Annotated in this window: 21 protein-coding genes; 4 read left to right on the top strand and 17 right to left on the bottom strand. The window is 48.4% G+C overall.

Annotation, left to right across the window (positions count from 1 at the left end; all coding sequences use genetic code 11):
* Nucleotides 1-325 precede the first annotated feature (325 nt).
* Entirely contained in the window at nucleotides 326-1,150 is an 825-nt protein-coding gene (locus AB3R30_RS13180) for a hypothetical protein (protein WP_458649653.1), read from the top strand.
* Nucleotides 1,151-1,443: 293 nt separating this feature from the next.
* Here AB3R30_RS13180 and AB3R30_RS13175 read toward each other — a convergent pair whose 3' ends face one another.
* The 15 genes from AB3R30_RS13175 to AB3R30_RS13105 all read right to left on the bottom strand — a co-directional run bounded on the left by AB3R30_RS13175 (nucleotide 1,444) and on the right by AB3R30_RS13105 (nucleotide 16,036).
* Nucleotides 1,444-1,800, bottom strand: a complete 357-nt coding sequence (locus tag AB3R30_RS13175; RefSeq protein ID WP_458649652.1) for a type IIL restriction-modification enzyme MmeI — start codon at nucleotides 1,798-1,800, stop codon at nucleotides 1,444-1,446.
* A complete protein-coding gene (locus AB3R30_RS13170) occupies nucleotides 1,801-2,649 on the bottom strand; it encodes a DUF5131 family protein (protein WP_458649651.1) in 849 nt (282 codons plus the stop codon). It lies immediately after the preceding gene.
* A complete protein-coding gene (gene tcmP, locus AB3R30_RS13165; protein ID WP_458649650.1) occupies nucleotides 2,646-3,530 on the bottom strand; it encodes a three-Cys-motif partner protein TcmP in 885 nt (294 codons plus the stop codon). The genes AB3R30_RS13170 and tcmP overlap by 4 nt, the downstream gene beginning before the upstream one ends.
* A gap of 84 nt (nucleotides 3,531-3,614) precedes the next feature.
* A complete protein-coding gene (locus AB3R30_RS13160) occupies nucleotides 3,615-4,193 on the bottom strand; it encodes a Uma2 family endonuclease (RefSeq protein WP_458649649.1) in 579 nt (192 codons plus the stop codon).
* A gap of 76 nt (nucleotides 4,194-4,269) precedes the next feature.
* A complete protein-coding gene (locus AB3R30_RS13155) occupies nucleotides 4,270-4,494 on the bottom strand; it encodes a hypothetical protein (protein WP_458649648.1) in 225 nt (74 codons plus the stop codon).
* A 35-nt stretch (nucleotides 4,495-4,529) separates the two neighbouring features.
* Nucleotides 4,530-4,754, bottom strand: coding sequence for a BrnT family toxin (locus tag AB3R30_RS13150; RefSeq protein WP_458649647.1), 225 nt, complete (start codon nucleotides 4,752-4,754; stop codon nucleotides 4,530-4,532).
* Nucleotides 4,751-6,685 (bottom strand): tRNA uridine-5-carboxymethylaminomethyl(34) synthesis enzyme MnmG, encoded by a 1,935-nt coding sequence (gene mnmG, locus AB3R30_RS13145; protein ID WP_458649646.1) that lies wholly within the window; start codon nucleotides 6,683-6,685, stop codon nucleotides 4,751-4,753. The genes AB3R30_RS13150 and mnmG overlap by 4 nt, the downstream gene beginning before the upstream one ends.
* 123 nt (nucleotides 6,686-6,808) lie before the next feature.
* Nucleotides 6,809-8,464 (bottom strand): serine/threonine protein kinase, encoded by a 1,656-nt coding sequence (locus AB3R30_RS13140; protein ID WP_458649645.1) that lies wholly within the window; start codon nucleotides 8,462-8,464, stop codon nucleotides 6,809-6,811.
* Between the two features lie 190 nt (nucleotides 8,465-8,654).
* A complete protein-coding gene (locus tag AB3R30_RS13135) occupies nucleotides 8,655-9,065 on the bottom strand; it encodes a type II toxin-antitoxin system VapC family toxin (protein WP_458649644.1) in 411 nt (136 codons plus the stop codon).
* Entirely contained in the window at nucleotides 9,062-9,319 is a 258-nt protein-coding gene (locus AB3R30_RS13130; protein ID WP_458649643.1) for a hypothetical protein, read from the bottom strand. The genes AB3R30_RS13135 and AB3R30_RS13130 overlap by 4 nt, the downstream gene beginning before the upstream one ends.
* 117 nt (nucleotides 9,320-9,436) lie before the next feature.
* A complete protein-coding gene (nblB, locus tag AB3R30_RS13125; protein ID WP_458649642.1) occupies nucleotides 9,437-10,093 on the bottom strand; it encodes a phycobilisome degradation protein NblB in 657 nt (218 codons plus the stop codon).
* A 64-nt stretch (nucleotides 10,094-10,157) separates the two neighbouring features.
* Complete coding sequence (locus AB3R30_RS13120) at nucleotides 10,158-10,625, bottom strand: CBS domain-containing protein (RefSeq protein ID WP_458649641.1); 468 nt, start codon at nucleotides 10,623-10,625, stop codon at nucleotides 10,158-10,160.
* Nucleotides 10,626-10,829: 204 nt separating this feature from the next.
* Nucleotides 10,830-11,456, bottom strand: a complete 627-nt coding sequence (locus AB3R30_RS13115; RefSeq protein ID WP_458649640.1) for an SAM-dependent methyltransferase — start codon at nucleotides 11,454-11,456, stop codon at nucleotides 10,830-10,832.
* A 120-nt stretch (nucleotides 11,457-11,576) separates the two neighbouring features.
* Complete coding sequence (locus AB3R30_RS13110) at nucleotides 11,577-12,938, bottom strand: APC family permease (protein WP_458649639.1); 1,362 nt, start codon at nucleotides 12,936-12,938, stop codon at nucleotides 11,577-11,579.
* Nucleotides 12,939-13,486: 548 nt separating this feature from the next.
* Nucleotides 13,487-16,036, bottom strand: a complete 2,550-nt coding sequence (locus tag AB3R30_RS13105; RefSeq protein WP_458649638.1) for a sugar phosphate nucleotidyltransferase — start codon at nucleotides 16,034-16,036, stop codon at nucleotides 13,487-13,489.
* Nucleotides 16,037-16,614: 578 nt separating this feature from the next.
* Here AB3R30_RS13105 and AB3R30_RS13100 point away from each other — a divergent pair.
* Both AB3R30_RS13100 and AB3R30_RS13095 read left to right on the top strand, forming a co-directional pair.
* Nucleotides 16,615-17,358 (top strand): class I SAM-dependent methyltransferase, encoded by a 744-nt coding sequence (locus AB3R30_RS13100; RefSeq protein WP_458649637.1) that lies wholly within the window; start codon nucleotides 16,615-16,617, stop codon nucleotides 17,356-17,358.
* Between the two features lie 5 nt (nucleotides 17,359-17,363).
* The gene (locus tag AB3R30_RS13095; protein ID WP_458649654.1) at nucleotides 17,364-17,828 is read left to right on the top strand and encodes an acyl-CoA thioesterase; all 465 of its coding nucleotides are present in this window, start codon (nucleotides 17,364-17,366) and stop codon (nucleotides 17,826-17,828) included.
* Here AB3R30_RS13095 and AB3R30_RS13090 read toward each other — a convergent pair.
* Nucleotides 17,731-19,269, bottom strand: a complete 1,539-nt coding sequence (locus AB3R30_RS13090) for a 2-succinylbenzoate--CoA ligase (RefSeq protein ID WP_458649636.1) — start codon at nucleotides 19,267-19,269, stop codon at nucleotides 17,731-17,733. The genes AB3R30_RS13095 and AB3R30_RS13090 overlap by 98 nt on opposite strands.
* A gap of 103 nt (nucleotides 19,270-19,372) precedes the next feature.
* Here AB3R30_RS13090 and AB3R30_RS13085 point away from each other — a divergent pair, with 103 nt between their 5' ends.
* Nucleotides 19,373-20,029 carry a L,D-transpeptidase gene (locus tag AB3R30_RS13085; RefSeq protein ID WP_458649635.1) on the top strand — a complete coding sequence of 219 codons (657 nt, stop codon included), beginning with the start codon at nucleotides 19,373-19,375 and terminating at the stop codon, nucleotides 20,027-20,029.
* Between the two features lie 114 nt (nucleotides 20,030-20,143).
* Here the strand turns inward: AB3R30_RS13085 and AB3R30_RS13080 are convergent, their stop codons facing one another.
* Nucleotides 20,144-21,100, bottom strand: coding sequence for an alpha/beta fold hydrolase (locus tag AB3R30_RS13080; protein WP_458649634.1), 957 nt, complete (start codon nucleotides 21,098-21,100; stop codon nucleotides 20,144-20,146).
* Nucleotides 21,101-21,115: the final 15 nt, after the last annotated feature.

The following is a 21,115-nucleotide window of genomic DNA, read 5'->3' as shown; positions in this document are numbered from 1 at the left end:
GGGGGTAATTCAGATGGATGATAAGTTGGCACTTTCACCCTACCTGTTTTGCCCCTTCCTTATCCCGAACTCAGGTTAGATTACATTAGATTAAAGGATAAGGGTTGATGCAACGCGGGGTGGGGGATATAGAGTTTGGAGTTGAGGATGCAGGGTGCAACCTTGTAACAATCCAAAAATATCTTAATGAAATCGGTTCAATTTTTGTCACCTCTCTAGAGAGTTACCTTGGCAAATTGAGTTTGTTTCTTATGAAAGAGGTCTCCCAAAGTTTAGCTTTGTAGGCTATCGGCTGTACATCGTAATAGTTGTTTGGATAAATCCCATGGCTAGCAAGCAGCAATCTAAAGAAACAGATACAAAGCAGAAGCAGGCTAATCAAGTCGATGCTAAAGAGCAAAAAACTGGTAAACACGAACAGCAGGATTCTTCCAAGGCGATCGCGGGTGACGCGGGCAGCGAATCAGATACCAGCCAAGAGTTGGACGAACTGATCGAAACACTCAATGGCGACCTTAGCACCGTTGAACCCGAAGCCGCTCTAGGCATTATTGATCAGTGGCATAGGCTTCTCAACAAAGCAAAAGAGCCAGAACTAAAAGAAATTGCCACCAGCTTGAAACAGCTTCAAAAGCTACTGAAAAGCGGCAAGGCAGAGGGTCACGAAATTGGCGAAGTGTTAGAGCAGTTGGGCGAACACACCAGTGATTGTGCATCTGAAGCCGATAAGAGCGCAAAATCTGCCTTGCAAAAGTTGGGCAAACAACTAACTAAAGTTGGAGCCACAATCAACAAAGCAGACAATCAGGAACATCTAGATGACATGAACTCTTTGATTGAAACCTTGGAGAGTGAAGAAATCACCTCCCTAGAGTCTGAGGATTCTGCTACTACGATTGACCTATGGTATGGCATGGTCAACAAGGCTGAGGGTGAGCAGTTTAAGGAAATTGCTAGCGGGTTAAAGGAACTGAAGCAAGTGTTGAAGCGCAGCAAGGCAAAGCCTGAAGAGATTGCGGAAGTGCTATCCCGGTTAGGTGAACAAACTGCTGAAGTGGCTTCTGAAGCTCCTCGCGGCTTTAAGACCGTGGTACAAAAGTTGGGCAAACGGTTGAGCAAAGCAGCTAAGGCGATCGAATCTGCTGAGTAAATTGGTAAGTTGGTTTGTTTCGATAAACTAAGCAATTAGAGCATTGCTGAATCTAGGAATGAAGATTGTAGGGGAAATCCCTTGTGGTTGCCCTCAACTCCACCAGGGTAGGCACAAGGCGCTACCCCTACAAACGAAAATCATACTTGCATTCAGCAACACCGCAATTAGAATGCAAACATTCTGTTAACAAGGGACTTAAGCCTAATCAGGGGTCGAAGTTCCTTGTTGTGTCATTTGGCTATTAATTCCAGAAACATTGGCAGCTTATTTCAGATTGAGAACTGCGATCGCTACTTTGGCATCGTCACACAATCAGCGGTGATGAATGGGCGGGCATCGGTAACGCAGGGCGGCAAACCGGGCGCAACGACAGGCAACCCTTGGCTCTCGCGATCGGCCACTTCCAGGTTCAAACTCAGCAAAAACTGAAGTGGATCTTCAGTGGCTTTCATGCTGTATGCATCCCGCACCGCAGCATCCAGTTCAGCGTGGGCTTTGCGAAGCGGATTATCGCCCGGAAGATCGAGGGTGCGGTAAAGATCGCGCAAACTCCACTGATTCTCAGTCATCACCGTGCGCCGCAGTTGCCGCAACTTCACCGCCGCCGCTGCCACTTTTTTCACCTGCGCCAGTGTGGGCGATCGCAATTAGAAAGGCTTCCAAGGCAATTCCTTAGGACGAGCTTTTAAGTTTTCTTTAAAGTAAACGGAGGTATTAGACTCTCTAGCTTGTTTCATCAAAGCCTCAACCCAAATCCATTCTGGCTGAAATTCAGGCTCTTTACTAGTACGACTTTGACCGCCAATAGCAATCAAATCGAACATATCTAGGCTCTCAAAATGCAATGGCTCTAGCATTGGTTCTATAGATAACCATTTGACCTTAGCTTGAATATTTTTGAATGATTTCTCTGCAAGAGAAACTCTTGATTGAGTATCAACGGTCGTACCAACCCAGACGTTATCTGGAAAGCCGCCTAACTTATCATTAATTTCCTGCAATCTTTGTGGAAATTTTGTTAAAAACAGAAAATTCCATTCTGGTGATGCTTTAACTGCTTGAAAGACTTGAAAAATCCAGTCTTCGGGAACCCATTTGCCAAATAGATCCGCCATTGAGCAGGTAAACACATTTTTGGCAAAGACTTGAGCATCCTCAAGATTAATTCGTCTCTTTTGAGCCTCGTTTTTAATCCGCTCAGGAGACATTGGCTTCATATTCTGAGGCGCACGAAGCCTACCTGGGTAGAAAGTTGGTTCAAACTTAGTTTCATAAAATCGATTGGCAATATCTCGTGCGTAGCAATATGGACATCCATGCCAGCAACCAGTTACAGGGTTCCAAGTCCACCAAGCCCAGTCAACCATCTCATTGGTGCTGTTGAATTGAGCTTTAGTATCACTTTGAACAATGTACAACTTACGTCCATCTTCTAAATCAAGAACTTGAATGTTCTCTTGTTCTGCAAAAAGAGAAGGTTGTAAAACTTTATTCATAATTCAGTTTCCCGTTCTTCTAAATCCGAATTTGGCATATCAAAATTCAGGCGACCTTGAATTGAAACCGATCCATCATCGTAAATGCCAGGTAATGGATTAGATTTAGGATTAAATAAATGGTCTAAAATCCCCTTGCCGACATCACCATCGACACTGTAAAGCTGAATTTTAATTAAATCCTTTTGTTTAGCCCAGTTAGTAGCATAAATAAAAGTCCACTTCAGAGAAGGATTCTCAGGCTTTCGTACCAAGATTTTCACCTTCCCGTGTCCAGTAATTATCTCTTCAAGAGAGTAAGCTTCCCAATTTGCTTTCGGGTTAAACTCCCAACGCTTTACATAGGTAGTGGCTACATTCATCAAGAGATCCACTTTTCTCATTTGAGGAAGTTGAAAAGCATCCTTAATTTCTTTGATTGGAAAATCTTGTTTGCCATTAGGGTCTGAGTATACTAAGCCCTGAAACTGGGAATCAGCAAGGTCTTGAGAGATATTGAGTAATGAGTTTTTGTTATCACCCAACCAATAATGTGACTCACAATTCAGCTTTAATTCTTCTATTGTTCTCTTTAAAATTTCTAAGGATTCTTGATTAGAATCGCAAAAGTGACATATTGGCTCAATGCCTTGTCTATTAAGTTCTTGTAAAGCAATGATGGGTGAACCAAGTGCTTCATCACCCACTTTTCTGTAGTCAGGCTGATAACCAGCCCCACAATTTAAATCGATGTAGATGTATTGAGAAGACTTATTATTAGGATTGTCGAAAATCAACTTACACACGCGGGCATGATAACTCATAAGATAACGAAATCCTTTGAGCTTATAAGGAGTCGAAGCAGAGTATTGCTGCCCGGTGCGCGTAGTGTCTTTCGGCATGGTTTTACTGTTTTACATTTTTAGTCTTTACTATCTAGAGTACGTCTATACTATCTCGATTTGAGTAGCACTGGCTTCTGGACACTAGCTCCAAATTGAATTGAGGTTTAAGACAAATCCGGGAAGCACGTCTTCATTAGAAAGGGTGTCTGGATGCGACAAGATCCCAACAGGCTGTCCTGGGCGGTAAACTTCAACCTGTTTGGTGTCTGGATCAATTAGCCAGCCCAAGCGCACCCCATTTTCCACATATTCGCGCATCTTTGCTTGAGCATCTGCCAAACTGTCACTAGGAGACAGCAATTCCAGCACAAAATCGGGCGCGATCGCTGGAAATCTCCTTCGCTGCTCAAGCGTCAATGTTGTCCAACGTTCCTTGGCAATCCAGGCAACATCGGGCGATCGCTTGGCATTGTTGGGCAACACAAAGCAGGTAGAGGAATCAAAAACAACGCCTAGCTTGGTTTGGCGATTCCACACCACAAAATCTGCATTCAGTTCTGAGTTATGGCTGCCAGTTTCTCCTCCCGTGGGTGCCACAATAATCAGTTCTCCCTGCGCGGTTTGCTCAAATTTCACCTCTGGATTGGCGCGACAGATTTCCAAAAATTGCTCATCGGTGAGTTGCAGAATGGGGTCAAGTTGAACAATCACCGATGTCATACTGCTACCTCAGAGTTTTGACGGGATTGGAAAGAGAAGACTGTGTGAGCGATCGCGCTTTTGAAACCACCCATCGCTAAAGCTGAGTCGTAGTTTTTGCCAGATTCACTAACAGCCTGAGTGCTTCGTTGACGGCTGCATCGGTTGGAAATGCTTGAGCAACATCAGGATCTAAAATCACAACGTTGGTTGAGTGCTTAACCCGATCGGCATATTTTCCTCTGACACCACCCGGCATCGTTGCAAAGTCATATTCTGGGCGAAGTTCATCCTCCAATTCAGCCTCATGTTCCTTCTTCATAAAACCTCTGCTCTTGTCGAGTTACTTTTCTAGCACTAAATGATTCGGATTTGATTTACTCTCTCTGTATGAGCAACGACTAAAAGTCGGTTCAGACTAGATACGCCAATTATGATAAATCTCTCTTCCTCAATGGAATGATCAGCGTCAGGAAAATTGGTAGAAAAGGGATCGCGAAAAACCGTGCTAGCTTCTTCAAAAGTAACACCGTGTTTCTGAAAGTTTGCTTCGGCTTTCGTTGGATGCCATTCAAAGTTCATGATTTCAGCGTTGCAACTGGGTTGGCGCTAGAGATCGCTTGAGCTTGACGAGACTGGATTTCCAGGTGAACCAATAGAGCGTTGATGTCAGCCGGGTTGACTCCGCCGATGCGGGTTGCTTGCCCAATGGTGAGGGGGCGCACTTTAGAGAGTTTTTCGCGGGATTCTTTGGAGAGGGTGGCGATCGCGTGATAATCGAGATCGAATGGTAGTTTGCGATGCTCCTGACGGGCGATCGCGTCGATTTGGTGCTGCTGCCGCTGAATGTATCCAGAATATTTGATGTCGATTTCGGCGGCTTCCTTGGCGGCGCGATCGAGGTTGGGATTGCCTAGCCCAAACTGCACCAAATTGGCATAGTGAAAGCCCGGTTTCCGCAGCAGATCTGCCAGGGTGATCGAGCCTTTGATCAGTTGTTGGGTGTGAGCAGCGATCGCTTTACCTAGCTCGTCATGTTCCTTAACGCGAGTCACCTGTAGGCGCTCTTTTTCAGCCGTAATGTTTGCCTGTTTGTGTTGAAACAACTGCCAGCGGCGATCGTCAATCAACCCAATCTCTCGACCCAGCGGGGTGAGGCGTTGATCGGCATTATCCGATCGCAGCAGCAGTCGATATTCCGAACGGCTGGTCAACATCCGATACGGTTCGCGCAAATCTTTCGTACACAGATCATCGATCAAGGTGCCGATGTAGCTATGTTCTCGCGGAAAGGTGATCATCTCCTGACCCTGGCAGAAGCGGGCGGCATTCAATCCGGCGACAAAGCCTTGAGCAGCGGCTTCTTCGTAGCCTGTGGTGCCATTGATTTGTCCGGCGCAAAACAGCCCCTCGATTTTTTTGGTCATCAAGGTGGGGTAGCATTGGGTCGCAGGCAAATAGTCATACTCGACAGCGTAGGCGGGACGCAGCATCGCGCACTGTTCCAAACCGGGGAGCGATCGCAGCATGGCAAGCTGAAGGGTCTCCGGCAGCCCCGTGGAAAACCCTTGAACGTAGATTTCAGGACTGTCACGCCCTTCGGGTTCTAGAAAAATCTGGTGGCTTTCCTTATCGGCAAATCGGACGATTTTGTCTTCAATGCTGGGACAATAGCGCGGACCTTTGGCATCGACCCAACCGCCATAAACAGGTGATAGATGCAGGTTTTCTTGAATAATCCGGTGGGTTTCGGGTGTGGTGCGAGTCAGGTGGCAGGGCATTTGTTCGCGATCGATCCAGACGATCGGATCAAAGCTAAACCAGCGTACCTCTTCATCACCAGGCTGCGGTTCTAGGACATCGAAATTAATCGAGCGGCGATCGACTCGCGCAGGAGTCCCGGTTTTTAGTCGCCCGGTTTCAAATCCCAATCGGTTCAGGGTATCGGTTAAGCCGACAGCCGCAAATTCGCCAGCGCGTCCGGCTTCCATGGATTTGTTGCCAACCCAGATGCGTCCGCCTAAAAAGGTGCCTGTGGTCAAAATTACTGTTTTGCACTGAAACGCCACGCCAAAGTAGGTTTCAACGCCAATCACCTCCTCATTTGCGCCCAATACTAAATCGATCGCCATGCCTTCCCGCACCGTCAGGTTCGCCTGGTTTTCCACGATGCCTTTCATCACGGCGGCATATTCACGCTTGTCGGTTTGCGCCCGCAGTGCCCAGACCGCCGGACCTCTGGAGGAGTTCAGCACTCGCTTTTGCAAATAGGTGTGATCGCTGACTTTGCCAATCTCGCCGCCCAACGCATCCACTTCATGCACCAGTTGGGATTTTGCCGGACCGCCCACCGCTGGATTGCAGGGTTGCCATGCGATCTTGTCGAGGTTCAACGTCAACAGCAGCGTCCGAGAACCCAACCGAGCCGCTGCCAACGCCGCTTCACAGCCTGCGTGTCCGGCTCCAACAACGACCACATCATAGGCATCCAAAAATTCAACAGAGGGGGTCATGATCACAAGTGTCGCAAGGCTTTTATCTATTATGACGGACGGACTCTACTCTTGAGATGGTTTGGCTCTGCCACCCTAAATAAAAGCAACGGAGCGGCGATCGCAGTTTTAATGCAAATCAGCTTAATGCAAATCAGCTTCCCAAACGGCGATATAGATACGATCGCGATCGTTGCGTTCAATGGTGCCTTTGAGGGTTGCTGTCGAAAAGGTGTATTGATTAGAATTCCGCTTCCACACGCTATTAAACCCTTCTTCGATTGGGGCGGTAAGGCTGCCATCTACCATGCCGTTCAGCGTTTCTACCATGACGGCGCGATCGATGGATTGGGCAAAGGAGGCTTCAGTTTGGCGCACTTTGGCAGTGTCTTTGTCATAGAGGTAAGCCACCGTCACTTGATCGGGAACCAGATCATATTGGGCGGAGCGAGTGTTAGTCCAGTATCCGGTGCCTGATTTTGAAGGTTCACCTAGCTTTGCAACAATCGTTTGCTCTGCAACGCCCGTGGAAAAGCCGGGTACAGGAGCGCTGTTACTGCCGCTGGTGTCGGTGCTGGTGGGTTGCGGCGATGGAACCGAAGGAATGGGGTCGGGAGAGGGTGGTGGCGGAGTAGGGGATGGAGCGATCGGAGTTGGCGGGGGGGATGGGTTGCTAGGAGTTGGCGTTATTGTTTGTGGGGGGGCGATCGCAGCAGGCGGTTGAGGCACTTGGGGCGATCGCGCATTGTGCCAAATCGCTCCGAAGGCGGCGGCGGTCGCGCTGGCAAGCATGGCAACGATGACAAATAGCCAGGTTCCTTGGCGCGATCGCGCAGGTTTGGGAGCCACAGGCGCGATCGTGGAGGCAGGTAGATTCGCTGGGCTATAGGCTTGAGTTGCCATCTGGGAAATGGGATCGCCAGCAGGATTTCTCGTGGGATTGCCTGTGGGATTACCAACAGGGATTGCAGGCGGTAAGGACGATGAGGCTACACTCGACAGCAAGTTTACCCACTCGGCGATCGTTTGGGGGCGATAGTGAGCATCAACTGCCATCCCGCGCACCACGGCTTGATTGGTTGCTGGCGTAATCTGAGGAACCAAATCGCGAGGAGCAGGCATCGGTTGGCGATCGCGTAGAATAGCTGCGATCGGGGCATGAGCCGTCAACAGGGCATACAGAGTGGCGGCTAAACCGTAAATATCCGTTGCAGGCGTGCGTTTTGCCTGGGACATATATTGCTCAATGGGCGCATAGCCAGCCGAGGTGATGCTGGTGTGGGCTTGGGTCGCACCCATCGTAAACTCTCTAGAAATACCAAAATCAATCAGCACGACATCTTGAGTGCCCTGACGCAGCATAATGTTTTGCGGCTTGACATCTCGGTGCAGCAACCCGTTGGTATGAACCACCTGCAAGGCGGCGGCAACTTGGCGGATATAGTGTAGCGCAGTGGCTTCGGGCAAAGGGCGATCGGGAAACACCACGTCTTCCAAGGTTTGCCCTGGAATGTAATCCATGACGATATAAGGCATTCCATCTTCTATGAAAAAGTCGCTGACTCGCACAATATTCGGATGGTTACACAGCGCTAGTCTTCGTCCCTCGTCTTGAAACTGCTGCTGCACTTGAGTAAACTCCAGATTGCCCTGATTCAGCGCATTCAAAGTTTTAATCACCACCGTTTGCTGGAGGTAATGATGGGTTGCCCGAAAGGTAATGCCAAAGCCGCCTTCGCCCAGCAGTTGATCGAGGGTATATTTGCCGCTCTGTAAGGTCTTGCCAACCAGCGAATTCATGCCAAACCTTTCTATAGATGAACCTGCTCTTTCAAACTTCCTCCAGAATAGACAATACCAGAGCAGAGTTGTCCGATGTTCCTGTTGGTTGCCTGATGTTTCTGTTGAATGCCTTTGCAACACACTTAAGACTACTCTTCTTCCTCCCTATCAAGGTTGTGTGCGTCCTTTCCACTCCTACACTCAGCGACTAAGCTTGAATGATCTCAAAGGTGTCGCGATCGCCAATCCGATAAAACAAGAAATCAGAATCGAGGGTGAGAATTTGACGATATCCTGTCTTTTCAGCCACTAAAACCAGGGTTGCATCTGCCAAATCCATGGGTCTATCGCAATATTGTTCCATCAACGCCAACAAACGGCTGTAGTCAGCCTCCTGGATTTCGCAAACAGTCAGCAGTTTATCTAAAAGTAGCTGCCCTAGATGTTTTTGCATTTTCCAGCCGCCACGGTGAAGAGCAAGATACATGGCTTCCGTCAGGCAAGCCCAAGTTGTGATGAGTGGTTTCTCAAGACGCACGATCGCATATTTGTAAGTACTATGCTGAGGTTGAGTTCGATCCACTAAACAAAGCAAGATCCCTGCATCACACAGGATCATAGCTCTAGCCCTTGTTTTCGATACTTGTTGAGCAAAAGTTGCTGATAGGGGCTGCTTGGTTTCGGTGGAACTATATCTAAATGATCGACAGACTCAAACCATTTTGCCCAAGTTTTAGTGATGTTTCTTTGAGGATTGTCACTGGCTACAGATTGATGCTGGCGCGTTATACCATCAATAAAATCGCTAACCTCCTGCAAGAGCCAATCTGGAAGTTGCTGCAATTTGGCAATAGTGGTTTCGCGAACACCCATAACAACTCTCAAAGTAGTAAGGTTTCTTAACTTTGATAAAAAGCTCTCATATCGTTGAGGATTTGAGAACGATGGAAAATCTATTCACTGAAGGCAATGTTTAACGATGTGCCGAACTCACCCTAAGCCAGATTTGGCTTCTTCAGCAACTTGGTCTACGGGATCTTGAGCTAGGGTTTCCAAAATGATTTTGGCTTCAGGGGTTGCCAATCGACCCAAGGCTTGGGCAACCCGATAGCGAACTTGCCAATCGGGGTTTGCTGCATGACTGGTCAGGAGCGGCACAGCGCGGGTATCGCCCAGTTCACCAAAAGAACCGATCGCTGCCATTTGCATCAGTTCATTCGGCGATGCGATCGCGTCTTCCAATAGTTCAAAGCCGCGTGGATCGCCCAATTCTCCCAATGCTGCCACAATGCTGAATTTGACCAGCCATTCTGGACTGGTGTTATACAGAAATCGTAAATCTTCAAAGGCTTCGGTCAGTTTCAGTGCGCCAATCGAATCGGCAGCGGCGGCTTGCACATCCGGTTCGGCATCTTGTAGGCGATCGCGCAGGGTTTCCAAAATTTTTGCCCGATCTTGGCTGCCCAAGGACGATAGCTGACTGACAGCGGCATAGCGTACCCTGGGATTCAGATCGTCCACCGCTTGCAAAATCATCCCAAACGTAATGCTGGGGTCGAGCGTTCGCATTTGGTTGACGGCTCTGAGGCGATCGCCCAGATCGGGAGAATTTAAAAGAGTTTTAACAGAGTCAGGCGTAATATCCATAAAAATTGCTTATTAATAAATTGTTCTTAAAAAAGTAACTCGCTTTTCCTATTCCCTATTTCCTCTATCCTTGATCCGCCGCCATAGAGAGGATGATATCGCCACGAGTGAGAATACCGATCACGCGATCGCTGTCATCCACCACCGGTAAGCGACGAACGGTGCGATCGTGCATTAACTGGGCGGCATCTCGCAGGGGTTGATTGGCAGCGATCGTCACCAGATGGTCACTGGTCATGGCTTCTCCCACGGTTTCACCCAACGCTTTATGCACTTCCCGCTCATATTGGGCAGGGTTTTCGAGGTAGATGACGCTATCTAAAAACATAATGTAGGGCGGCATGGTGGCTCCTGTTTCGCGCCACATCAAATCTGTTTCAGAAATCACGCCGACCAGTTTGCCAGCCTCATCGACTACAGGCAGACCGCTAATGCGCTTTTCTGCCAATACTTTGATCACCTCAATCAGCGGCGTATCGCGGGTCGCTGTAATCGGGTCGCGGGTCATTACATCCCCAACGGTCTTAGCCATAATTCGCAGGTTCTACACAAGGTCTGAACCCATTGTAGGGAATAGCGGCGATCGCCCAACCAGACTCAACAGGTTGTTACATCAGTTACAGGTCTAGCCAGATGAACTTTGAATTGCTTAAATTGCAAAAACAAGGGACTTAAGCCCCTTGTTTGCACGTTTTGACTTTTATTAGGATTGCAACCTAAGTAACGATTAGCTTAACTATTGCGGATTAGTGCCCACTCGGTTGGGTACAGTCCAGTAGTAAATTGTTTTACCTTGAACCTCAACCGTTTTCTCCGGTTTCCAATCGCCCATATCGAAAGCATGAGAAACAATCCGAGTACCCGGTTTAAGTTGCTGCAATTTGGGGCGTAGTTTTAGGTTGATGTTGGGTAGTAGATACAGCGTTACCACGGTTGCATCATTGAAATCTGTTTGAAACAGATCTTGCTGGCGAAACTCAACAAGATCCGTGACTCCTGCGCGTCGGGCGTTTTCATTCGCTTCTTTCACCCGTTCTGGATTCAGGTCTACTCCCACTCCTCGTGTGCCAAACTTTTTGGCGGCGGTAATGACAATTCGTCCATCTCCACTGCCAAGGTCGTAGAGGCGATCGCCCTGTTTCACATTAGCAAGGCTCAGCATTCGATCAACTACTGCTTGCGGGGTAGGCACATAGGGCACATCAAGCTGTCGCTCAGGTAGGATCTGTGCTTGAGTGTTTTGAGCAACTTCGTTAGATTGCTGGGCTTCTGCAATGTCCTGCTGCTGGCTACATCCAACAATTCCCATGCTAAAACATCCCACACCTGCCATTAAAACTAACAATGTTTTTTGAAAGATCATGATCAAACTCTCCTTTTGTCTATGAATTACAGCAATTAAACGAGCGCAATATATTCACAATTCATGTTGAGCGGTTTTCCATTTAAGTCCGCCTTAGTCCTATCCTTGAAGAAACTTTGACTAGGTTTTGCGCTGTTGGGTACGCTCCCACCAAAGCAGGGGAATGCCAAGGGCAACGACAATCATTCCGGCGATCGCGCCCTTTCCGGTATAAGCCACGCTGGAGTAAAGCAGATAGCCACAGACCCCGCAGAAGAGCAAAGGAGTCAGCGGATAGAACGGCACTTGAAAAGGGCGTTGGCGCTCAGGCTCTCGATAGCGCAACACCAACAGCGAAAGCCCACTAAGCAAGAAGAAGAACCAGAAGACTGGAGCCGTATATTCGACCATTGTTTCAAAACCCTTGCGGGTCGTTGTGCCAAGCATCACCAGCGCTAGGGTGATGGCGGCTTGCAATAGGTAGGCTGTCTTGGGGGCGCTAGGGCGTTGTTCCCACTGTCCTAGCCGGCTGAATAGCGAGAAATCTTGACCGAGGGCAAAGTTTGTGCGGGCACCCGTGAAAATTGTGGCATTGATAGAACCCAGCGTAGAAATCGCAATTAGGAAACTAATAAATTTGGCTCCGGGTTCACCAAACGCACGCCGCATCAAATCGGCTGCCACTGCACTAGACTGTGCCATCCCTTCCAGCCCTAACCCTTGTAAAAATGCAAGGTTAATCAGCAAAAAAATCACTGTGATAATGCCAAGACTCCACAGTAAAGACCGCACAATGTTACGCCTGCCGTCATGAATTTCTGCTGAAATGTAGGCAGCTTCATTCCAACCGCCATAGGACAACAAGACAAACAGCATTGCTAGCCCCCAGTTTGTGGTTTGCGAAGTAGCAGGAATAGGACTGGCTGGAGAAGCGCTGAATAGTAATCCCACCCCAACGACCAGCAACAAGCCTACAACTTTGGCAACAGTTAGAATATTTTGGGTTCGCTTGCCCTGCTGTAAACCGATGACGTTTAATGCTGTGAGTAGGGCGATCGCGAGGGCGGCATAAATTGAGGCTGAAAAAGTACCGAGGGGCAAAAGTTGCGATGCATAATCTCCAAAGACAAATGCCAGTAGCGCGATCGAACCCGTCTGAATAATAGTCAACCGTGCCCACGCAAACAGAAAAGCAGTATTGCCACCAAATGCACGTTTGAGGTAATAGTAACTTCCCCCAACATTGGGATAGGTCGTCGCCAACTCGGCATAGCAAAGTGCCCCGACAATCGAAACTGCGCCACCCATCAGCCAAGCGCTCAATAAAGCGGTGCCATTACCTGTGTTGGCAGCCACTAATGCGGGTGTTTCAAAAATTCCTGCTCCAATCACAATCCCAACAATCAGCCCTACCGCATCCGCTAGGGTTAAAGCAGGTTTAGGAGATGACAAATCGGCAAGAATTGGCTGTTTTAGTAATACATGATTTCCACGTTTACTCACAAATTTATCTCCCGATTTTGGTTTTTTTGCCGTGTTTCTGATCTCTACAGGTGAGTTGCTAATTTGTTGAAATGTTGAATGACACCTTGGGCATTCTGTAACTATATAAACTGGATAAAGCTATCAAAAAGAAAAGCCATTTGAACTTATGTTTTGAAGAGCTTAAATCTTTTGAAGATTGATAACCAGCAGAGCTAATCGATACAAGAACCAAGGTCAAGTTGGATGATATGACCATAGACTTAGCATTATTTTAGAACGCTTTATATCTTGCTTCTAGAGGTTATCTTGCTAGTGCGATCGCACTTTTGCGAGCTTCAAAACCTTTATCATGGTAAGTAAGTCGCCAAACAACTTCGTCTCTCTAATGGACGATTATCTTTGGAATAAATCAAGCACTAGGGCTGAATCAAATTCGCTTTTTATATGCACTAATAAATGGCTTTGACGAAATATAAAAAATGAAAAACTGCTTTAAAGAATGGACTTAAAGTGACATTCCTAAATTTTTAGCTGCTATTTTCTAGTCTCTGCGCTATTACTTCCTTCTAGTAAGAATAAGTGCTTTCGGCATAGACTTCTTCTTCAGATTCATGCTCTTGATCAACAAATTCTTGAACCCGAATCCGATAATCTCGTAGGGTTTCGTCTACCCAGTTGCGATCGGGGCTGTTGGCAAAAATATGAACTAACGGCTCTCCAGCATCGGGCAAAATCAGCACCCAGCCATCAGAGCGATAATCAAAGATTTTCACGCCATCCACCAGTTCTAGAGACTCTACAGGGTGAGTTTCGACCAGGTGTCGCATGAGCGAACCTTTGGTTGCCCAGGGGCAGCGGACAACGTGGGTTTTATGGCTGATGCGCGGTAACTCTGCCCGAATTTGTCCCAGCGATCGCTCTTGAATGGTCAACAGTTCAATAATTTTGGCAATACAAAACATGGCATCAAAACCGGGATGCAGGTGAGGAAAGATGAACCCCATCTCACCACTGCCGCCTAAAACCACATTGGCGTTCGTTTGGCAGGTTTCCATCAGGGCAGTCGGGTTTGCCTTCGTGCGAATCACCCGCCCATCATGGCGACGGGCAATATGTTCTACAGCGCTAGAGGCATTCACAGGAACCACAATCGTGCCTCTAGGAGTTTGGGTCAACATCATTTCTGCCATCAGTGCCGTCAGCATTTCGCCGCGAATACTGCTACCCGCTTCATCCACCAAAATTAGCTGTTCGCCATTGGCATAAACCTGTACACCAAAGTTTGCCTTCAGCGCTTCCACGACGTGCCCCAACTGGCTTAACAAGGTTTCGCGGTTTGAGTTGGTCGGTGCAACCTGACTGAGGCTAGCATTCAGCACAACAGCATCGCAGCCAAATTTGGCAAGAATTTGGGGCAGCACGGCTCCCGACACGGCGTAGACGTAATCAATCACCACTTTGGAACTGCTGTGGCGAATCGCTTCCACATTCAGGTGGCGCTCAAAACTGATGCCGTATATATCTAGCATTTGGTTGGCGTAGGCAACGTTCCCAATTTCATGCATCTGAGCGCGACGAAAATCTTCTTTAAAGTACGCGCCTTCGATTTTCTTTTCGCGGGCTTTGGAAATGTTGATGCCTTTGTGGTCAAAAAATTCGATCAAGATATGGTCGGGGCGCTCTGGATGGACGCGGACATGAATACCTCCTGCAATCGCGATCGTCGGCACAATCGATCGCGCGACTGGAATGGCTGTGGCTTCCAGGTTTTGGATATTCACCCCAACGGACATTAACCCTGCAATCAGCGATCGCGACACCATCCGCGAAATCGTTCGCTGATCGCGAGAAACCGTCACATGGGAACCCGATTTGAGCGTGGAACCATAGGCTGCTCCCAGTTTGACGGCAAATTCTGGCGTAATGTCAATGTTTGCCAGACCAGACACGCCCCGCTGTCCAAACAGATTGCGATAGGCAGCCTGTCCCCAAATCAAGTTGATGTTGAGAATGGCACCGGGTTCTACTCGTTTGCTGGGCCACACCCGCACACCAGGGCTAACCTGCGCTTCTTCGCCAATCGAGGAAAGCGGACCGACAACGGCACCTTCCAGCACATGGGCACGGCGATCGACCCTAGTGCCCCGCGCAATCACACAGGCTCTTAAGTGGGCTTCTTCCCCGACGATCGCGCCATTCCACACAATCGGGCGCTTTAGATTTGCCTCCGCCCCCACCGTGACGTTATCGCCAATCACCGTGCCGCCTTCAATCAACACCCGTGCCCCAATTCGGCAATTGCTGCCAATCATGGCAGGCGCTTCGATCTGTGCGGTTGGGTCAAGGTAAGTGTTTTGTCCAATCCAAACACCGGGCATCCGCTCTTCGTAGGCAAAATCGAGCTTAACTTTGCGAAATAAGCCGTCGTATTGAGCTTCGCGATAGGCATCCAAATGACCGACATCGCACCAGTACCCATCGGCAATGTAGCCAAACATCGGTTCCCCTTCTTGCAGCATCAGCGGAAACAAATCTTTAGAAAAATCGCTTTCGTGGTTTTCTGGCAAATACTTTAATACCTCTGGTTCCAGAATGTAGATGCCCGTATTGACCGTATCGGAAAAAATTTCGCTGCTGGACGGTTTTTCGAGAAAGCGACAAATGCGATAGTTTTCATCGGTAATCACCACACCGAATTCTAGAGGATTGGGAACGCGGGTCAGAATCAGCGTGGCTTGAGATCGGTGTGCTTTGTGAAAAGCGATCGCGTCCTTCAGGTCAAAATCCGTAATACTGTCGCCACTGATCACCAAAAACGTATCATCCAGCAGTTCCGCAATATTTTTAACGCAACCTGCTGTCCCCAAGGGCTGATCTTCCTCAACCGCATAGGTCATTTGTACGCCAAAATCACTACCATCCTGAAAATAATCCCGCATGACATCGGGCAAATAGTGGAGCGTGGTGATCACTTCATTAATCCCATGGCGCTTCAGTAAATTAATGATGTGTTCGGCGATCGGACGGTTGAGAATCGGAACCATCGGCTTCGGAAGGTCACACGTCAACGGTCTTAATCGAGTTCCCGATCCTCCTGCCATCAAAACTGCTCGCATACGCCCTCAAATGGTATTGTTCTCAATGGAAAATTTTTTCTCAATGGAAAAAGCTGTAACTCTTGAAGAGTTGAGTTTTCTATAGTTTTGTAGCGTTATGCCTTCAAGGTATCCTCCGGACGCAAGGAATGCTACCTAAACCGGAACATCGTAAAACCTTGTTACATCAATCTTGTTACATCAATACTGCTGGACATCTTGATTTCTGTAGGTAGGATAAAACAGAGTAGTAAGTCTAACTAGCCATTTCAAGAGGTCGTTCAGCTATGGGAATCATTGGTATTCTTGCGTCTGTTGTTTACGTTGGTGGTATTTGGAAGTTTTGGACGGGATTTAATCGCACCAATTTTAGTCAAGGTCGTTGGTATTTAGCACCCCTCTGGCCCATTTTGATTTTCAACAAACCTTACCGCCAAAACTTTAATAAAGCCTTGAAAGGCTGAGGTGTTTTCTAGCAAACGAAATACCTGTAAGGGCAGGTTTGTAGTGGATTGGTTGGCAGAACCCTGTAGATCTTGGCTAAACCTGCCCCAACAATAGCGGTATCTTTTCTCCCAAAAATCTTCTGAAAGGATTGGATGTCTAACAAAAACAAGCGTCTTTCATCTCAAGCGGATTTCAACGATGGGTTTGGAGTGTTGCGCGATCGCCCGGTCGATTGGGAAAGCCACATCGCCGCGATCGCGTTCCGCTTTAATCAAGAGTATCAAGGTACGACGGCTGACCTGCCTGATGAAGTGAAAGCAATGCCGATTTACCAAGAGCGGCTCTCTGGATTGCTGCAAAGCAAGCTCACTTCTCCCTTTTGGCAAGTGGCTAAACCGCAAAAAAAACAGCACTGCCTAGATATTGGCTGTGGAGTCAGCTTTTTGATCTATCCTTGGCGCGAGTGGGATGCAGTTTTCTATGGGCTGGAAGTGAGTACGGAAGCGCGGAATCTGCTCAATTCACGCGGACCGCAATTGAACTCCAAATTGTTCAAAGGAGTAGAACTCGCAACTGCCCACAACATGCCTTACGAAGCGAACCAATTTGATTTGGCGATCGCGACAGGAGTTAGCGCCTACTATCCGCCAGAGTATTGGGGCATGGTGCTAGCTGAAGCTAAACGGGTTTTGAAACCGGGCAGTTCTTTTGTGTTTGATGTGGTCGATCCGGATATGCCGCTGGCAGAAAACTGGGCAATTTTGGAAATGTACTTGGGCAGCGAAGTTTTTTTAGAGCCTTTGGAAATCTGGAAAAAGCTTGTTCAAGACGCGGGAGGCAAGATCATTAAAACCTTGCCTGGAGAGGTTTTTCAGCTTTGGAAGGTGAGTTTTTGAGCGAGGTGAGAGGCAAAAGGCAAGAGGCGAGAGGGATGTTTGTTCATCATCGGACGGTGCGATTTCAGGATACGGATGCGGCGGGAGTGGTGTATTTTGCGAATGGGTTGGCGATCGCCCATGAAGCCTATGAAGCGTCGCTACAAGCCGCAGGAATTGACCTGAAGGCATTTTTCCAAGGATTCTCTGTGGCGGTGCCGATTGTTCATGCCAGCGTGGATTTTTTGCGCCCAATCGCGGTGGGCGATCTCCTGGAGATTCATCTCACTCCTCATCAGATCTGTCCTAGCGAATTTGAAGTTCACTATCAGATTTATTTAGAACCTATCTCCAATAAACCGGTAATCAAGGCAGTCACTCGCCATGTTTGTATCAATGCCCAAACTCGAACTCGACAGGAATTATCGGTAATGTTGCTGGCTTGGCTAGGTCAGTATGCGGCACCAGTCGCCGGAGTTCCTGCCGATTAAGTTTGCCTTGAGCATTGCGGGGCAGTTGTTCCACGGCAATCCAGTGTTTTGGCAGCTTGAATTTGCTCAAGCGGTTTTCCAAGGCAGACTTTAGAGTTGCGACGGTTAGATTAGCGGCGGTTGGTACATAAATGGCAGCGATCGCTTCTCCCCAGTGGCGATCGCTCACGCCAATCACGCCCACATCTTGCACCAGTCCCGTTGCCAAAATCGCCGCCTCCACTTCTGCCGGGAATACATTTTCGCCGCCAGTGATGATCTTGTCGCTCCGCCGCCCGACGATGTGCAGGTAGCCGCGCTCATCCAACCAGCCGAGGTCATCTGTGGAAAAAGTGCTGTCGCCAAATAGTTTTGGATAGTAGCCCAGCGCTAATGATTGAGCGGCGATCGTCACTACTCCCGTTTGATTTTCCCCCAGCACTTCCCCTGTTGCGACGCTGCGTATCGTGATTTGAGCATGGGGCAATGCTTGACCACAGCTTGTCATACCCTGTAAAAAATCGGCTGGCTTGAGTGTTGCCACCTGAGATGCGGTTTCCGTCATGCCGTAGGTAGGCGCAAGCGGAATATTCAGTCTCCGAGCTTGTTCTAAAAACTCTGACCCAGCAGGCGCGCCGCCGAGAAGGATAGTTTTGAAGCGGACAAGGGATGAAGCGGAGGAGGGTGGAGGAGTGGTGGGGTAGAGGGGTGGTGGGGTAGAGGGGTGGTGGGGTAGAGGGGTGGTGGAGTGGAGGGGTGGTGGGGTAAATAAATCGGAAGCGTGGAGTAGCCGCTGGAGTTGCGTTGGGACGAGGGACAGAAAGAAATCAGCGGGGTCAAAAGGCAGTTGGGATGACTCCAGAGTTTTATACGGGATGAGAGCGAACTTGCCGCCAGAGGTGAGCGATCTCACAAATTGCATCAAGCCGCTAACGTGATAAAGCGGCAAAACACAGCAGGAGTGAACCCGCTCTACGCCAAAGTATTTCTGGAAGCCTGCAACGGAAGCCAGGAGAGTCTCCCAGGTGTACATGGCAAAGCGAATCGTGCCAGAGGAACCGCCGGTGGGGATGCAAATTAAAGGAATTGCGAATTGCGAATTGCGTTCGCGTAGCGTTGACCTAGGAGATATTGTGAATTGTGAATTGCGTGTAGAGAAACTTTTCTGGTAGATGAGATCTGGCTGGATTAGGGCGTGGGCTTGTGCCCATTCGGAGGCTGTCCAGGTGGGGTTACAGAGGAAGAGATGGCAGTTTGTGGTGCAGGCGGCGATGAATTTTGCCAGGAAGTGAATAGGGTCGGATTCATCGAGAAAAATAACGGGGGGATAGGGCGATCGCGCTTTTGTTTGGTGCAATTCTGCGATCGCCTGACTTGCCAAGTTTAGAAAAGCGTGACGTTCCTGCCCAATCAGCCAGTCTTCACCTGAGCGTTGCTCCAAGTACTCCCATGCCCCTTTCATTTTCCCCTCCTCACTAAGAAAAACCGCACATTGGGTAACTTGAATATCTCGAATATGATGAAAATAGGTTGTTTAAGAATCATGGTTTCTGAGAATGCACCGTTTGTCTAAATTGATAGGTAATATTGCGACCCTCAGTATCGCGGGTGTCGTGTCACTTCCTCACGTTGCCTTTGCAGCCCTTGCCTCTGATCAATCGGGTGAGGCTGCGATCGCCCTGCCCAATGCTGCCACTGATACACCTCTTACGCCTCTTACGCCTTTGCAAAGTCCACTGCAAGATTTAGAGCTTGAGTTGCCGCCTGCGAATTTAGAACTGAAACCACTATATAGCCCAGAACCGTTTCAACCGCCCAAACAAGAACAACCCCTGCGTTTGGAGATTAAACTCAGTCGCCGCCAAGTCACCTTATATCGAGGTACTACTGCGGTCAAAAGCTACGCGATCGCGGTGGGTCGTGCTGGCTGGGAAACCCCCACAGGAACCTTTCAAGTCAAACAAATGTTTCGGAATCCGACGTGGATTCATCCCCTCAAAAAAGGAGTGATTATTCCAGGTGGCGATCCAGAAAATCCTTTAGGGCGCTATTGGATCGGGTTTTGGAGCGATGGAAAAAATTGGATTGGCTTCCATGGCACGGATAATCCAAAATCTGTCGGAAAAGCAGTATCCCATGGCTGCATTCGGATGTATAACGCAGATATCGAACAGCTTTTTAAAAAGGTTAGCTTGGGAACTGAAGTGAAAGTTGTGAAATGAGAAATCCAGGTTTCGGATTTCAGGTGTCGAAAACTCAAAACTCAAAACTCAAAACTCAAAATATTTCCTACGGAAACGCTACGCGAACAAAACTCAAAACTCAAAACTCAAAACTCAAAACTCATTCCCCCTTAATTCTGCCCAACCCTTAATCCAGTTCAAAATTTCATGATTAACGATCTCCGGACATTCATCATGGGGACAATGTCCTGCATTTTCAATTTCTATGAGTTTTAAGTTCGGGTTATATTTCACAAACAGTTTTGCCAATGTAGGCGGCACCATCGCATCTTGCAATCCCCAAAACAACAATATGGGAATCGTCAGAGTGGGTAATACTGCTTTTGCCGTGTAGTCTCGCGTGGATTTTCCAGTCGATCGCACCATGGCTCTGAGCGCTTTTACCGCATTGCGATCGTAGGCAGGCGTAGAAAACATCTCCACTAACTCATCCGTCACAGCCGACTTCCCAGCATAAGCTTGGCGTGCCCAAAACAAGCGAACGGCTTGCGGATGACGCACGAGCCAAAATACTCCATCAAAAATGAGTGGAAATGTCACGATCCACTTGGTTAGGGCAAAAGCAGGACGGGAAAGCGGTTTGAGTGCGGCGATCGCCTGCTTAACCAACGGCGACACTTCCAATACCGACGCATCCGGTAAATTGAGCATGACAATTCCACTGACCATCTCTGGATGGGCTGCTGCTACCGCCAAAGCCACTAAAGATCCAATCGAATTTCCGACTAAAATGACAGGCTGCTTCACAAACGATCGCCAGAAATCATACACCTGCTCCACCCATAGCTCCACCCCAAAAGCAGCAGTTACCTTTTCAGACGCACCAAACCCCAATAAATCCACTGCATAAACCGTGTGGTGCCGCCCCAATTCAGACAAATTGTGCCGCCAGTGACCAATGGAGCCACCAAAGCCATGCAGCAGCAGCAATGGCGTTGAACTAGGACAAGCAGAGCGCACACAGGTATAGCGGGTTTGCCATCCACGCCAAATCCAATCTCGTTGATTGCCTAATCGTTGGTGCCAGAGAGGAGGAGTCGTCGTCACCATTTCTTAACCAATATG

The sequence above is a fragment of the Sivoneniella epilithica UHCC 1019 genome (assembly GCF_040830845.1).
Taxonomy (GTDB): Bacteria; Cyanobacteriota; Cyanobacteriia; order Leptolyngbyales; family Leptolyngbyaceae; genus ULC077BIN1.
Note: the sequence above shows the minus strand (reverse complement) of the source record. Positions and strands in the feature narration are given on the sequence as shown.

Bases quoted from the DNA above. Each gene is read 5' to 3' on its own strand.
- AB3R30_RS13115 (WP_458649640.1), bottom strand. From the start codon at position 11,456: ATGATCTTTCAAAAAACATTGTTAGTTTTAATGGCAGGTGTGGGATGT.
- AB3R30_RS13130 (WP_458649643.1), bottom strand. From the start codon at position 9,319: ATGGGTGTTCGCGAAACCACTATTGCCAAATTGCAGCAACTTCCAGAT.
- AB3R30_RS13120 (WP_458649641.1), bottom strand. From the start codon at position 10,625: ATGGCTAAGACCGTTGGGGATGTAATGACCCGCGACCCGATTACAGCG.
- AB3R30_RS13135 (WP_458649644.1), bottom strand. From the start codon at position 9,065: ATGATCCTGTGTGATGCAGGGATCTTGCTTTGTTTAGTGGATCGAACT.
- AB3R30_RS13090 (WP_458649636.1), bottom strand. From the start codon at position 19,269: ATGAAAGGGGCATGGGAGTACTTGGAGCAACGCTCAGGTGAAGACTGG.
- AB3R30_RS13105 (WP_458649638.1), bottom strand. From the start codon at position 16,036: ATGCGAGCAGTTTTGATGGCAGGAGGATCGGGAACTCGATTAAGACCG.
- tcmP (WP_458649650.1), bottom strand. From the start codon at position 3,530: ATGCCGAAAGACACTACGCGCACCGGGCAGCAATACTCTGCTTCGACT.
- AB3R30_RS13160 (WP_458649649.1), bottom strand. From the start codon at position 4,193: ATGACATCGGTGATTGTTCAACTTGACCCCATTCTGCAACTCACCGAT.
- AB3R30_RS13080 (WP_458649634.1), bottom strand. From the start codon at position 21,100: ATGGTGACGACGACTCCTCCTCTCTGGCACCAACGATTAGGCAATCAA.
- mnmG (WP_458649646.1), bottom strand. From the start codon at position 6,685: ATGACCCCCTCTGTTGAATTTTTGGATGCCTATGATGTGGTCGTTGTT.
- AB3R30_RS13140 (WP_458649645.1), bottom strand. From the start codon at position 8,464: ATGAATTCGCTGGTTGGCAAGACCTTACAGAGCGGCAAATATACCCTC.
- AB3R30_RS13170 (WP_458649651.1), bottom strand. From the start codon at position 2,649: ATGAATAAAGTTTTACAACCTTCTCTTTTTGCAGAACAAGAGAACATT.
- AB3R30_RS13180 (WP_458649653.1), top strand. From the start codon at position 326: ATGGCTAGCAAGCAGCAATCTAAAGAAACAGATACAAAGCAGAAGCAG.
- AB3R30_RS13155 (WP_458649648.1), bottom strand. From the start codon at position 4,494: ATGAAGAAGGAACATGAGGCTGAATTGGAGGATGAACTTCGCCCAGAA.
- AB3R30_RS13100 (WP_458649637.1), top strand. From the start codon at position 16,615: ATGTCTAACAAAAACAAGCGTCTTTCATCTCAAGCGGATTTCAACGAT.
- AB3R30_RS13150 (WP_458649647.1), bottom strand. From the start codon at position 4,754: ATGAACTTTGAATGGCATCCAACGAAAGCCGAAGCAAACTTTCAGAAA.
- nblB (WP_458649642.1), bottom strand. From the start codon at position 10,093: ATGGATATTACGCCTGACTCTGTTAAAACTCTTTTAAATTCTCCCGAT.